At 51.4% G+C, this 15,176-nt stretch carries 8 protein-coding genes; 7 read left to right on the top strand and 1 reads right to left on the bottom strand.

Annotated features, from left to right (window positions below; genetic code table 11):
• Positions 1 to 70: 70 nt before the first annotated feature.
• Positions 71 to 4,669, bottom strand: a complete 4,599-nt coding sequence (locus GmarT_RS16340; RefSeq protein WP_002647492.1) for a DEAD/DEAH box helicase — start codon at positions 4,667 to 4,669, stop codon at positions 71 to 73.
• Positions 4,670 to 5,029: 360 nt separating this feature from the next.
• On the opposite strand from GmarT_RS16340, the gene GmarT_RS16335 reads away from it, so the two are divergent.
• The 7 genes from GmarT_RS16335 to GmarT_RS16305 all read left to right on the top strand — a co-directional run bounded on the left by GmarT_RS16335 (position 5,030) and on the right by GmarT_RS16305 (position 15,108).
• Positions 5,030 to 7,423: an NfeD family protein gene (locus GmarT_RS16335; RefSeq protein ID WP_002647493.1), complete on the top strand. Its 2,394-nt coding sequence runs from the start codon at positions 5,030 to 5,032 to the stop codon at positions 7,421 to 7,423.
• A 320-nt stretch (positions 7,424 to 7,743) separates the two neighbouring features.
• Positions 7,744 to 8,013: a 30S ribosomal protein S15 gene (rpsO, locus tag GmarT_RS16330; RefSeq protein WP_002647494.1), complete on the top strand. Its 270-nt coding sequence runs from the start codon at positions 7,744 to 7,746 to the stop codon at positions 8,011 to 8,013.
• A 54-nt stretch (positions 8,014 to 8,067) separates the two neighbouring features.
• On the top strand, positions 8,068 to 10,203 hold the full coding sequence (pnp, locus tag GmarT_RS16325; RefSeq protein ID WP_002647495.1) for a polyribonucleotide nucleotidyltransferase: 2,136 nt from the start codon (positions 8,068 to 8,070) through the stop codon (positions 10,201 to 10,203).
• 142 nt (positions 10,204 to 10,345) lie between these two features.
• The gene (locus GmarT_RS16320; protein WP_044238812.1) at positions 10,346 to 11,080 is read left to right on the top strand and encodes a sensor histidine kinase; all 735 of its coding nucleotides are present in this window, start codon (positions 10,346 to 10,348) and stop codon (positions 11,078 to 11,080) included.
• A gap of 165 nt (positions 11,081 to 11,245) precedes the next feature.
• Complete coding sequence (locus tag GmarT_RS16315) at positions 11,246 to 12,676, top strand: sigma-54-dependent transcriptional regulator (RefSeq protein WP_002647497.1); 1,431 nt, start codon at positions 11,246 to 11,248, stop codon at positions 12,674 to 12,676.
• Between the two features lie 373 nt (positions 12,677 to 13,049).
• Positions 13,050 to 13,778, top strand: coding sequence for a TetR/AcrR family transcriptional regulator (locus GmarT_RS16310; protein WP_044238850.1), 729 nt, complete (start codon positions 13,050 to 13,052; stop codon positions 13,776 to 13,778).
• Complete coding sequence (locus tag GmarT_RS16305) at positions 13,753 to 15,108, top strand: efflux RND transporter periplasmic adaptor subunit (protein ID WP_002647499.1); 1,356 nt, start codon at positions 13,753 to 13,755, stop codon at positions 15,106 to 15,108. The genes GmarT_RS16310 and GmarT_RS16305 overlap by 26 nt, the downstream gene beginning before the upstream one ends.
• The last annotated feature ends 68 nt before the right edge of the window (positions 15,109 to 15,176 follow it).

The raw sequence follows: 15,176 nt of genomic DNA, 5'->3' as shown, positions 1-15,176 counted from the left end.
TATTTTGAAAAGAGTGTCTGACATTCTTTGTTTCGCAGTCATATTTAGGGAAACGCCACTGACTTACATCTCAGAGAAAAGAAGGACGCGGTGATTTTTTATCAGGAAGACTGGCGTCGTTACCAGTGGAGATCAGCTGGTCTTCTGCATTAGACACGGATTGTGACGTCACTTCCAGCTCATCCGAGGAATTCTCCTCCAACGTTTGTTGTCTGTTGAATTCCTGAATGGGGAGTCCGAATCCCAGGATCAACTCCCGTTTGAGTTTCTCTGAAACCTTTGTCAACAGAAACAGTTCTTCGTTCTTGGCCCAGGCAATCAGATTCCCATTCCTGTAGGCGATGCGATTGGTAGGAGTCGCCGGCACCCGCGCATCTTTGGTGAGAATTCCTGTCAGGTTCAGCGGGTCGGTAGCAGAAAGAATTGTTAACTCATCGCTGCTCGGGGCATCACGCAGTTTGCGCAATTCCTGAATCGTACCCGACATGGCAAACTGCTCCCCCGCGACCCCGGTTACAAACCGACCCCCTCGAATTTCACCACGCGCTTCCAGTCGACGGTAGATCTGCAGTAATTCAAACCATCGTGGTGCGCCGGATTCCTTGCTGAGTAAATCGCGAAAGACTACACCCCAGCGTCTGATCAGTTGCCAGGCCCACTGTTCAACATATTCAAAGTATTGCAGGCTCCGTTCTTCCACTTCCTCACTGGATTCCCGTCTCCAGATCGACCAGCGTCCGGTGTTGTTCGGAGTCGATCTTTTCCGAACCAGGCCGATTCGCGATTTGCGGGAAGATCGTCTGTTTTTGGAAATACGATCTTCTGTAAACTGTCGCATGCCGGAGAAACTGTCCGAGGTCACCAGGCCACGGGAGATGAGTTCTCCCAGCGAATCAGCAATCTGCGAAGGCAGTGACTGGGTCGTCGCCATCAGATCAGAAGCAAACAGGGCGCCCCGTTGCGTTAACAGTTCCTGAACTTCCTGTGCAGGGCTGCTCAGGTGGTGTTCTGCTTCACTGTCTTCCAGATTCGAGGAGACCTGATTGAAACAGGCCAGCCAGGGAATGTCCTCTCTCAGAAAGAATGAGACCGGCGCATTGCGTGTGATGCTGGTCATCGCTTTACCCTGGTCGGCGGTGCGGCGGGGAGGGTACAGACGCCCCCAGCCCACTTCTCCGGTAAAGCAGAGTTCATCCAGATGACTGCTCTGATAATTCGACAGCCGGGCAGGCAGAATGTCCCGTTCCCAGCAGATCGCCGGGATATCGATGCCTTGCAACATCGAAAGGACTTCAAACAGACCATTGGTGCCGGATCGCTTTTCGTCCTCCGTCAATCCATGTAAACGTGTCAGATATTGAATCAATACACTGACATCTACAGGTTGAACCTGAGCTCGTAAACCCTGCAGAGTCAGGCGATGGATGCGGGAGAGCAGCCGTCGATGACACCATTCTTTGGGCGGAGCAGGGGACGCTTCTTTTTTAGACTCTGTTGTCCCGGACTCATCCAGGCTCTGGTCCCAGTTGGGGTCTTTGATGCGGAAATACCCCTGCATGGCGATGCCTTCGCCTTCCAGCGCCATTAAAGCAGCTTCGGTTTGCGCATCTGTCATACCTGCCTGATTTGCCAGTTCAGCAACCGTCTGGGGGCCGCAGTTATCCAGCAGGCCGCGAATGATCGAGGTACGGGCCTCCGTCGATTCCCAGTCCTGCTGCACACCAGCGGGAACGTTCACATGGGGAGCATGCTGACTCTCCGGAAAAGCAGCCAATGCGGCCGGCAGTCGTTCCGTGGCGACCCAGCTGTGAGCGGTCTTCTGATCGGGACCTGAAACTGTTCGGGACAGAGTGGTAGCCCGTCCTGTCGCTTCCAGTTCCTGATACCAGTCAGACCATTCAGGACGTTCGTTAACGGGCAGGTGGATGCGTCCCAGCAGCACATCGTGAAATTCATCGGCATTTCGCACGACGGGTTGCGCTTCCTGGCAGACCTGGGCGATGGCTTCTGGAGAGAGCCTTCCCAGGTCTTCCACACTTTCGACTGAGAGTGTATGTCGAGTCGCGACAGCCCGCGCCCGGCGTTCCTGCGCTTCGCCTCCATCCAGAAACGTATAAGGACTGGAGTTAAGCAGTTCGTAGCAGAAGGGAGATGGTTCGCGGGTATCGCGGGGAATGAGTTTGACCGAGCCCTGTTCGATTTTGAGCAGAACGTTTTTCAAACCCTCAATATCAAGTTGCTCATTCAGGCAATCGTAAAGTGTCTGGTCGACGAGGATGTGATCGGGTCTGACGATCTCCCCAATTTCGTTTTCAGGGCAACCCGTCAGTCGCGGGAAGACCGCGGTGAGTAAGTCTTCCGCACGAAACCGCTGTAACGGCGGTGGAACTTTTTTACCGTTCTGCATCCGCGAGACCAGCAAAGCCCGCGTCACGTTCCAGCGCCAGCGCACATGGAACATGGGATGATCCAGAATCGCCTGCTCGGACAGTTGCTGCACATTCCGGGTATTGAGCATGGAAAACAGGCTCTCCAGCGGGAAGCTGTGCTGCGGTCCCAGTGACAGAATGATGCCGTTATCGTCGGCGGTCGCCTGCAGTTCAAAGTTGTATGAGCGGCAGAAACGTTTCCGCATGGTATAACCCCACGCGCGGTTGATGTCGCCTCCAAAGGGAGCGTGAATTACCAGTTGCATGCCCCCCGATTCATCAAAAAAACGTTCAAACACAATTCGTTTTTGCGTGGGTACGACTCCCAGGGCGGCTTTCTGTGCCTGGAAGTATTCCACGATCTGCTTGCTGCCCCATTCGTCGGTATTGGTCTCTTGTGAGAGCCAGAGTATCGCCCGTTCGGTATCTTCGATGCGGCGTTCCAGTTCTTTTCTTAAATGCGAGATTTCTGTCGACAGTTCCAGCGAACGTCCGGGAGCTTCACCAAACCAGAATGGAATGGAAGGGGGCGCACCATGCGCGTCGACCACGGTGACATCCCCGCCACGCACGTAGCGCACCTGCCAGGATGTGTTTCCCAGCAGGAAGATATCTCCAGCCATGCTCTCGACGGCGAATTCTTCATCCACGGAGCCGACCACGGTCTGGTCTTCTTCGGTGACCACACGGTAAGAAGCGATTTCGGGGATCGCACCGCCGTTCATCGTGGAGACGAGTCGGGCATTTTTGCGGCTGCGGACGCGGTTCTGAACCTGATCATGATGCAGATAGACGCGGCTACGGCCAGAGGTACTGCTGATGCCTTCGCTGAGGAACTGAATTGTACTGTCAAAATCTTTGCGCTTGAGGTTGCGGTAGGAATAAGCACGGGTCAGTGTGTCAAACAGTTCATCCGTGTTCCATTCCTGGCAGGCGACTTCGGCGGTGATCTGTTGCGCCAGGATATCAATTGGCGCTTCAGGCATACGGACGGTATCCAGAATACCCTGTTTGATGGAGCGAACCAAAGCCATGCTTTCTACGAGTTCGTCGCGCGAGAGTGCAAAGATCCGCCCTTTGGGAACCAGTCCGAGCGAATGCCCGGAGCGGCCGATGCGCTGTAGAAAAGTGGCGATGCCACGCGGTGAACCAATCTGTACAACCAGGTCGATATAGCCGACGTCGATGCCCAGTTCCAGAGAGGCAGTCGCGATGACGGCTTTCAGCTCGCCGCTTTTTAATTTCTGTTCGGTACGATGTCGAATTTTCGCAGACAACGAACCGTGATGGCTGCCGACTACTTCCTCTCCTAATCGTTCGGTGAGCTGGTGCGTAATGCGTTCTGCCAGACGGCGGGTATTCACGAAGATCAACGTACTGCGATGTGAGTTAATCAGTTCAATAATCTGTTCCAGCACTTCCGCCCATTGTTCGTGGCTGCAGATCGCGCTCAATTCAGATGGGGGGACCTGGATAGCGACATCCAGCGTACGGGAATGCCCGATATTAACGATCCGACAGGTCTGCTCAGGGAATTCACTTTGCTCTTTAGAGGGGGGATTGGCGGTGATTTCGATTTCAGGCCGATGACCTACCAGGTACTGCGCCACGCGATCCAGTGGCTTCTGTGTGGCGGACAGGCCGATGCGTTGCAGCGGATGTTCAACCAGTGCTTCCAGCCGTTCGAGAGTGATCGACCAGTGAGAGCCCCGTTTGTCTCTTAACAAAGCGTGGATTTCATCGACAATCACGGTCTCGACCGTTTTCAGTGTTTCCCGTGCTTTGGAACCGGTTAACATTAAATAGAGCGATTCGGGGGTTGTCACCAGGATATGAGGCGGACGTTTGACGAGTGCGGCGCGTTTTGAAGAGGGCGTGTCTCCCGTTCGCAGGCCGATACGGATCGGTGTGAATATCTCGCCGGCTTCTTCCAGAAGCTGGGAAATCTCTTCCAGTGGCTGTTCCAGATTGCGATGCATGTCATTGGACAGAGCCCGCAGCGGTGAAACATAGATGACACTGGTTTCATCATCCAGGTCACCAGCGAGCGAGCGTTTCACCAGACGGTCAATGACTGAGAGGAATGCGGTCAGCGTTTTTCCACTACCGGTGGGAGCCGAGATCAAAGTGTGCTCACCCCGATTGATACACGGCCAGCCCTGTTGCTGCGGTTCGGTCGGCCCCTGAAAACGTTTCCGGAACCATTTTTCGATGATGGGGTGATAGCCGTAAAATGACATGACTGCCCTTTGGAGTGTCGATTGAGAGTTGCTTCTATATTGTAAGAGGTTGATTCTGAGAATTTAACCTGTTTTCTCGGAATTTCTTCCGGTTTAAAAATTCCGACCGGAGGGAAGGAATGAACAGGACGGTTAACTATGCTGAATCGGTCGACCCGAACGGCGTATTTCGATTGAGTGTCCATTCCGAAACAGGGAAATTTATGAAGTTTCTTCATCTCGGGGTGTAAGAATGGAAGAGCGTCTTATTTACCCATGGTAATTCGTCTATAATTGGGGAAATGAATTGATCTGTCGGGTGTAAAATCTCGTTAAAAAGAGTACACCAGATGATCAGTATCTGGCTATGATACAATAATAATGGGTATTGAACGTTCCGGGTTCATCGTGAGCGTAACCTCAGGTGAATCACAGGCATTGCTATCTCATATTGAAAACGGTGAAAGTCACACGATGAAACATGTCAACCAGATGCTACTGGCTTTTATTCTGGGACTGCTGGTGCTCAATGGAAGTTCAACTTTGCGGGCCGATCCGGCTCCGTCTGAAAAGCCGCAGAAGCAGTCTGCGGAACCTGAAAAGAAGGCAGACGCCGATGCGCCTCCTTCGAGACCGGCCTTGTTTATGACAATCGAGAGCCCCGTGGGGGAAGTGACCTATGGAAGAGTCACGAATGCCGCTTTGTCATTGCAGAATGAAGCAGCCAAATCAGGGCAGAAGGGGTATCTGGTACTCCAGATCTCACCTGGTTCCAGCCCGTTTCACCAGGTGCAGGGGCTGGCCAAATTTCTGGCATCCGCCCAGTTATCCGATTTAAAAACCATTGCCTGGATTCCGGAAACAGTGATCGGAAACAATGTGGTTCTGGCACTGGCCTGTGATGAAATCGTGATGCATCCGGACGCGGAACTGGGGGACATAGGGTATGGTAAAGCACTGGATCGGGATGAACGCGAGTTCGTGCTGTCCATCGTTGAGAAACGCCACAATGCCAAGCTGAGTCGCGCCCTGGCCCTGGGCATGATGGACCCACAGCAGGCCGTCCTGAAAGTAAAAATACAACAGGGAGAAGGCGAAAACAGGCAGATTATCTCCCGCATCGTGACTCCCGATGAGCTAAAACGGCTGCAGGATAATATGGCCGTGATCACCGATGTCGAAACCATTAAAGAAGTCGGTTCGCTGGGCGTTTTTTCAGGCAGCAAGGCCCGCGCCCTGGATGTGCTGGTACAGCAACTGGCCCCCACACGTGGCGAACTGGCTGAGATATATGGGATTCCCCGCGAGAAATTACGCGATGATCCCACCCTGGGAGAAGCCCCCAAAGTCATGCTGATTAAAGTGGACGGGATGATTGAACCACTGCTCGAGGCCTTTCTTGAACGACAGATTAATCGGGCCGTCAATTCCGGTGCGAATATGCTGATATTTGAGATTGATTCAGGGGGAGGCTACCTGATGTCCGGCACCAATCTGGCGAATATGATCGCCGATCTGGATTCAAGACAGGTGAGAACGGTGGCTTATATTCCTGATCATGCCATGAGTAGTGCCGCTATTATCGCGCTGGGCTGCGACGAAATCTTCATGCGTCCCGGAGCACAAACGGGAGACGCCGGGCCCATTGAAATGAAAGAGGACGGGCAGTTCGAGCACGTACCAGAAAAAATTCTGAGCTCCCTGCGCGTGACATTGAAGGATCTGGCAGAGAAAAAGGGGCGACCCGCGGCAGTCTGCGAAGCGATGTCCGATAAAGATCTGATCGTCTACGAAGTCACCAACAGTAAAACCGGCCAACTCTGGTACATGAGTGAAGATGAAATTCATCAATCGAATGGCGAATGGATCCAGGGACCAGCCGTGCCCGAGTCGCGGAAAGCAAATTTATTGACGGTCAACGGGGGGCGGGCGCATGAATTAAAAATAGCAGAACCGCCTGTCCGGGATATGGATGAACTCAAGCAGCGACTGGGGATTCCCGCTGATGTCAAACTGAAAGCGGTAGGACGGACCTGGGTCGATACACTGGTCTATATTTTGAATTCTCAGATCATTACTTTCCTGCTGTTCATTTTGGGGGCGATCTTTGTCTACCTGGAGCTCTACACGTTGACCGGTTTGTTCGGCATCATGTCAGCAGTCTGTTTTGGACTCTTTTTCTGGAGCCGCTTTCTGGGGGGAACAGCCGGTTACCTGGAAGTCATGATCTTCAGTATCGGGCTGATTTGTATCCTGCTGGAAATCTTTGTCATCCCCGGTTTTGGTATTTTCGGGATCTCGGGCGGTCTTCTGGTTGTGACTTCGATCATTCTGGCCAGCCAGACCTTTGGTGATTTTAATACACTGCGTCCCGGTTCAGATTTTGCCACCATGTCGAGTACGGTAGGGACAATGAGTGCCTCGCTCGTCACGGTCATTATCCTCGCGATCGTGCTCAATCGTTTTTTACCCGAATCAAAACTGATGAGTTCGATTGTACTGTCGCCTCCGGGCGAACATCAGAAACCCGGGACTCACGAGATCCAGCTGGATCCCGATCTGCTGCCCGGCAAAGCTGGTTTGAAGGTGAAAGGCCTGCATCTGGAAGTCGGCATGCAGGGGGTAACGCGCTCCGTTTTACGCCCGGCAGGACGGGTTGAAATCGATGGCGTCTGGGTGGATGTCATCAGCGAGGGGCCATTTATCCCGTCTGGGGCCTCGGTAGAAATTGCGCATATCCAGGGGAATGAAGTGGTTGTGCGTGAGTTAACATGATACTGCCAAATGGTTTACGGGTGTGGTGTTCAGGTGGGCTCCTGTGGGGAATGGGAAAAAATACGAAAAAAAGAAGTCTCTCTGATTCTATTCAGACAGGTTTTCGTAATCGAGGTAGCGTATCCATTGAATAATCTATTCAAATTGCTACATTAAGTACCTTAAATACCCTGAAAGCTAGCGTAATAGCTTTGTTTTCTCTCGCCATTACCAGTCTCAGATGAAGTCAAGACACGGACGTAGTGGCTGTCTTTGCATTGGGTTTTCCCCGATCTTCTCTGTTTGTCAAGTGGTTTGTTTTAAAGGTTTAGGTTAGAAGAATGTCAGTCACGCAGGAACGAAGAGCAGAATTGATTCAAGAATATCAGTCCAAAACAGGGGATACCGGATCTGCTGAAGTGCAGATTGCTGTACTTACAGAACGGATTGTTAATTTAACAGAGCATTTACGATCAAACTCGAAAGACCACGCCAGCCGAAGAGGTTTGCTGCAGATGGTCAGTCGTCGTCGTAGTCTGCTGGATTACTTGCATAAGAAAAATGCAGAAAGCTATAGGGAAATTCTGGAGAAGTTAAACATCCGAAAATAGTTTCGTTGTTTGCTGCTCTGTGTCGGTTTGTCGGAAAAGAATTAGGAAAATATTGTGAAAGTAGTTGTTGAATGTGAGGTTGGCGGACAGAAACTTAGTCTTACAACTGGTCAGTTAGCGAAACAGGCAGCGGGTGCTGTTCTGGTTCAGTATGGTGAAACAGTAGTCTTTGTTGCAGCAGCAACAGGCCCGGGAAGACCCGGGATTGATTTTTTTCCACTGACGGTTGATTATCGGGAACGCGCAGCGGCTTCCGGTAAATTCCCTGGTGGATTTTTAAAACGTGAAGGTCGTCCTACGACCAAAGAAATTCTGACGGCTCGTTTAACCGACCGTCCCATCCGTCCGCTGTTCCCCAAGGGGTTTCACGACGAACTGCAGATCCAGTCCAACGTGATGTCCTGTGATGGCATCAATGAACCGGACGTGCTCTCAATCAATGGTGCCTCAGCGGCGCTCTGTCTCTCACCTGTTCCCTTCCAGGGACCCATCGGTGCCGTTCGCATCGGTCGTATTGATGGTGAGTTAATTGTCTTCCCGAATCACGAACAGATTGCCGAAGGCGATCTGGATCTGATTGTTGCCGGAACCATCGAATCGGTGCTGATGATCGAAGGTTTCGGAAACCAGATTCCCGAAGACGAAATGTTAGAAGCCATTATGCTTGCTCATACTGAGCTGGCGAAAATCTGCAAATTGCAGCTGGAACTGCGGGAAAAAGCAGGAATAGAGCCCTTCGAATACGAAGCTCCTCCAGAAAATCCGTTTGTGGCCAAACTGGATGATGCGATTTTCCAGAAGCTGAGTTCTGCCATGCAGAGTACTGTAAAAGCAGAACGACGCGATGGTGCCAAAGCCATTCAGGAAGAACTTATAAACAAATTCTTTCCCGAAGGTGCTGACACCACAGAAGACGGTGCCACCATTGGAGACTTCAAAGAAGCATTCCACGATCTGGAAGCGAAAGCAGTCCGCGAAATGGCGATCACCGGTCGTCGTCTCGATGGACGGGCCCCTGACGTTCTGCGTGATGTAACCTGTGAAACCGGTGCCCTGCCGCGAGTGCATGGGTCAGCGGTCTTTACCCGTGGTGAAACTCAGTCACTGGCAACGGTCACACTGGGAACCTCACGTGATAAACAGCGGGTCGATGGTCTGTTCGAAGAAGAACTGCAGCAGTTTATGTTGCACTACTACTTCCCCTCTTTTTCAGTTGGTGAATGCCGACCGATCAGAGGACCGGGACGTCGCGAAATCGGTCACGGTTGTCTGGCAGAACGTTCTGTTTTACCGGTACTGCCGAACGAAGAAGATTTCCCTTACACCATCCGCGTGATTTCCGACATTCTGGAATCAAACGGCAGTAGCTCGATGGCTTCGGTCTGCTCGGCAACTCTGGCTCTGATGGATGCCGGTGTGCCACTGCGACAGCCGGTTGCCGGAATTTCCATTGGTCTGGTGACCAAAGGCAAAGAATATAAGATTCTGACTGATATTATCGGCGATGAAGACCATTTCTGTGACATGGACTTCAAAGTGGCAGGTACTCAGAAAGGGATCACCGGGATTCAGCTGGACCTTAAGAATGATGGAATCAACGAAGAAATCATCAAGGCCACACTGGAACAGGCCAAAAAGGCCCGTCTGGAACTGCTGCGGACCATGTTGACTGCCATTCGTCGTCCACGTGCAGAAATTTCTGCATATGCACCACGTCTGCATCAGACCAAGATCAATCCCGAGAAAATCGGTCTGCTGATCGGTCCTGGTGGAAAAACAATTCGTGCTATTCAGGAAGAAACCGGCGCGACCATCGACATTCAGGATGATGGTACAGTGACTGTTTCCGGCGGAAATGTTTCTGTGGTTGAAAAAGCCATGGCACACATCGAAGCTCTGACGGAAGAAATTCGCGTCGGTCGAATCTATGATGGTGTCGTCAGTTCCATTAAAGAATTTGGTGCTTTCATTGAGATTGCTCCGGGTAAAGATGGACTGTGTCATATCAGTGAACTGTCAGACGGTTTCGTCAAGTCGGTCAGTGACATCTGCAAAATGGGTGACCGTCTGCAGGTGAAGGTGATCGCCGTTGATGATCAGAATCGAGTCAAATTATCCCGTAAAGCAGTACTGGCTGAGCAGGCTGGTGAAAGCAACGGAGATGTTGATACAGAAGCAGAAGAAGAGTAAGAGAAGATTCTCTTTAATCTGAGAAAATAAAAAACGATGAAGGAGCTCGCCGTGAGATGACTTCATCGTTTTATTTTTGTAGATGCGGTTTCGGCATTGGTTTGTCGAAAACCTCTTTTCCTGGACGATCTGGATAAATTGTATGACAAGATCATCAGCAATCAATGAAAGCCCGTTGAGCGCCGAAGAGCGTGAGAAATTTGAAGCGCAGTATTCCGAAATTGCGACCTTGGCCGGAGGGTTGGCTCACGAAATCAAGAACCCCCTTTCAACGATGAGTATGAATCTGGAACTGCTCACGGAAGATCTGGAAACGCTGGATGTCCCTGCGAAACATCGCATGCTGAAGAAAGTGGAAAGTGTTCAGAAGGAATGTAAGCATCTGCAGGATATTCTGGACGCCTTTCTGCAGTTTGCCCGGGTCGGCAAACTGGCGCTGAGTGCGTCCAATCTGAATGATCTGGTCAGCGACTTTATCGATTTTTTCAGGCCCCAGGCGCGTGAAGCCTCGATCGAAATCAGTCCGCATTTTGATGCCGACCTCCCCCAGGTTCAGGTGGATCAGGCGCTGTTTCGACAGGTGCTGATGAACCTGGCCCTCAATGTGATACAGGCAATGCCCGATGGCGGGTTGATTGAGCTGCAGACATCGCATAAAGACGGAATGGTCTATCTCGACATCATCGATAACGGAAAAGGCATTGATGAAAAAGTAAAATCACGGATTTTTGAGACCTTCTTTTCCACAAAACCGGGGGGCAGCGGACTGGGGCTACCGACGGTCAAAAAAATTATCGATGCGCATCACGGCAAAATTGAATGTGAAAGTGAACAGGGGAGAGGAACCCGTTTCACCATTTCATTTCCCGTTTGCTGAAGTTTGACAACTCCCGGGAATTTATTTGTAATTCTGACTTGAATATGATGGGGGCTGCCTGGTCCGACAGTGATCTGTGCAAATCCTCTTCGTTTAATTCAACCGATTTACTTCATGGGAAAGAATATTTCCCCAACCAATCTGGAAAGGCAGAGAGTCCGCTCAATGAGCTCGAAAGACGCCACGGAAACCGATCTGGAATCGATCGTCATTCGCGTATTAATTATTGACGACGATGAAGCCCATGCGCAGGCCGTTGCAGAAAGCCTGGAACGGGTTGGCTGTGATTGCAAAATTGCCACTTCCGGTGAACAGGGTGCCAAGCTGATCGAAAGCGAAACGGCGGATATCGTCATTACGGATCTTCGCATGGATGGTGTCGACGGGCTGGCGATCCTGAGGACAGCAAAAGACGAACTGCCGGATGCAGAAGTCATCGTGTTGACGGGGCATGGATCCATCAACTCAGCAGTGACCGCGATGCAACTGGGCGCTTATACTTATCTGACCAAACCCCTGGATATCAATGAACTGCGTAACGCGGTCGAAAAAGCTTCGACGCGGGTGCGCCTGATGCGGCGGAATGCCGAACTGCACAGACGGCTGGATGAAAAATTTGGTTTTGAAGGTGTCATTGGTAATACACCACAGATGCATAAAATCGTCGACAAACTGAAAAATGTCGCATCAACCAACAGTACCGTGCTGATTGAAGGGGAGAGTGGCACGGGGAAAGAACTGGTAGCCCGCGCCATTCATCAGAACAGCGAACGCAAAAGCAAGCCCTTTGTGCCCCTCAATATTTCTGCGCTGCCTGACAGTATTCTGGAAAGTGAACTGTTCGGTCATGAGCCGGGGGCATTTACCGGAGCGGTGGGAAAACGAATCGGGAAATTCGAACATGCAAACGGAGGCACACTGTTTCTGGATGAAGTCGGCGAAATGCCGATGCAGACGCAGATCAAACTGTTACGCGTGCTGGAAGATCGAAAGATCGCCCGGCTGGGAATGAACGAAGAGATCAGCCTGAATGTGCGACTGGTGGCGGCAACCAATGCGGATCTGCTGGAGATGGTGAAAAAAGGCACATTTCGCCAGGATCTGTATTACCGGCTCTCCGTCGTCAAAATCGAACTGCCTCCTCTGCGCGAACGACGTGGTGATATCCCACTGTTGACGGATCATTTTCTCAAGGAACTCTCTTCGCAGTATCACAAACCCTATGATGGCGTTTCGCGTGCCGCACGTCGCGCCTTGATGTCTTATGACTGGCCGGGCAATATCCGCCAGCTCAAAAACGCTGCTGAGCGAATGCTCGTACTGGACACCGATGGGATTCTGGATCTGGATGACCTGCCCGAAGAAATCGTGCCCATGACGGGACCAGAGGGAGACAGTAGTTACATCTCGGATCGTTCAGGCGCTGATTTTCTGATTGGACGTCCTTTCTCAGAAGTCGAGCGGTATTACATCGAACGGGCTCTGGATCTGGCGGACGGTAAGCGGGAAGAAGCTGCCAGGATGCTGGGCATTGGGGAACGAACCCTCTATCGTAAGCTCAAAGAATATCAGAAGCAGCGGGAAGAACAGACTTAGGTTCTGGAACACAGCACATTTAAGTGTCGCGTCTCGCAATCTGATATACTCGGGTCAAACATCCTGGAAACGCTACAGTAAAACTGGACACAGTCCAGCAACATGTGACGGTCATTTCCTGATGAAAAAATGACGCAACGTACGCTAGCTGACGGCCTGTCTCATTTTTCCAGACTCTGATTCAATTGCAGGCATGCATCCGTTGTCACGATAGCTTGTGTTGCCTAAAGTTTATATATGAAACGAGATGGGTGTGTTCTTCCAGCTTGTTCTGTGGGCGTAGATGTCGCCCCGATGTCCCTTTTCCCGGCAATCTGAAAAAATCCCATTATTAACTTGACAATAAATGACGATCCGTCAAAATAGTGACATCATGAATACCCGAGATCGCAAACAACGAGAGATTCAGGAACGCGAAGCGAAAATCCTGGAGTGCGCGCGCCCCATGTTCATTGAAGGCGGGTATAACGGTCTGAATATGGATCGGCTCACCAGTCTGCTGGAGTACTCTAAGGGCACGATTTATAACCATTTCTCCTGCAAAGAAGAGATTATCATAACTCTGGCGATTCAGACCCTCGAAAAGCGGCTGGCCATGTTTCAGAAGGCGGCGCTGTTTCAGGGAACCTCGCGCGAACGGATTGCTGCAATCGGCGCTGCTGCCGAACTGTTTGTCAAAACCTATCCCGATCATTTCTGTGTCGAGCAGACCATTCGACTCGATTCGATCTGGGATAAAACATCAGAAGAACGTCGTAAACTTATGTCAAACTACGAGCATCGCTGCATCGGGATCGTAGGCGGCATCGTGCGTGATGGTGTCTCTCGGGGGGATGTGCATCTGGGAGAATCTGCCACCCCTGAAGAAATTGTGTTCGGTCTCTGGTCTCTGTCTGTAGGCGGCTATTCGATCATTACTACCAGTAACTCGCTCAGTGAATTGGGCATTTCTTCACCCTATGAAATGCTCCGCCGAAATTTTAATCGTTTTCTTGACGGAATTCAGTGGCAGCCATTGAGTACCGAAGTCGATTACGACGCGGTTTACGACCGTATTACCCGGGAGGTATTTGGAAATGAACTTCAGCAGAACGCAGTCTGAGTCGTATTTTTTTGAAAACAAGTTGACGTTTCGTCAAAAACTGGCACGCTATAACATGCTGTTCGCTCTGGCGGTGGCAGTGTTGCTACTGACAGTTTTCCTGGGGTTGTTCCAGGGGAGCGTGCACAATGCCTTTTCCACTGAAGCTTCCATGAAAGAGACCAGGCAATCCGGAATACCAGTGGATGTGATCGAACTGGAGCCCGTCGATTCGTTTGCCCGAAAACGAACCTATACCGGTAAAGTGACGGCGGCTCGATTGAGCGAACTGGCATTCGAGCGGAGTGGAAAGCTGACTGAAATTGTTGTCGATGAGGGAGATCAGGTTCAGACGGGGATGGTACTGGCCCGACTGGATACCAGACATCTGGAAGTCAGTCGTTTGAAACTGCAGGCAGAGCGCGCCGCAGCACAGGCAAAGCTGGATGAGCTGCAAGCAGGGCCACGAGCGCAAACGGTTGCTGTCGCGGAAGCCGAAGTCAGGCAACTGAATGCCCGTCTCAAAAATCTCCTCGCGGATCACTCCCGGAATCAGCAGTTGCTGAAACGCAATGCAATTACCAGTTCCGATTATGAAGCGTCCCAATACGAAGTGGAACAGCAGCAGGCCCAGCTCGATGCAGCGCGCAGTCGGCTCTCAGAGTTGCAGGAAGGGACTCGCAAAGAGCAGATTGCAGCCCAGAAAGCGGTTGTCGCTAATCTGGATGCCTCACTCGAAGACAACCAGGTCGACCTGGATGATACTGTGCTCAAAGCCCCCTTTGGTGGTCGGATTTCAAAACGCTATGCCGATGAAGGGACCGTGATCTTTCCCAATGCGCCACTGTTTCGCCTGGTCGAAGATCAAAGGCTGGAAGCTCATATTGGTGTGCCCGTAGAGATGGCCATCCATCTGAAACATGGCAGCCAGCAGGAAGTGGGGCTCAACGGAAAAAGTTATCAGTCAACACTGAAAGCGATTCTGCCTGAACTGGATCCGGTAACGCGAACGCAGGAAGTGGTGCTGTCACTCAGTGAGCAGGCGGCTGAACAACTCGTTCCAGGTCAGGTCATTCGCATTGAAATCTCTGAACCGGTCGAAATGCAGGGGTTCTGGCTTCCTCTCAGTTCACTGGCACGGGGAGAGCGGGGGCTCTGGTCTGCCTATGCCGTGATTCCAGGAAAAGAAGCGGGAGAAAAAGTCCTGGAAAAACGCCAGCTGGAAGTATTGCATACGGAAGACAATCGGGTACTGGTACGTGGTACTTTAAAAAGCGGTGATCAGATCGTGGCAGATGGAATTCATAAGTTGACTGGCAATCAGCGGGTGGTGATTAAAGACCGTCGTTGAACGGGGATGGCAGTCATTCGGAAATCAATCGTTCAGCGTTGATCGGGTAAACATCAGACCTTTCAGAA

This window comes from Gimesia maris (genome assembly GCF_008298035.1).
Lineage (GTDB): Bacteria > Planctomycetota > Planctomycetia > Planctomycetales > Planctomycetaceae > Gimesia > Gimesia maris.
This window is presented reverse-complemented; position numbering and strand designations above follow the sequence as displayed.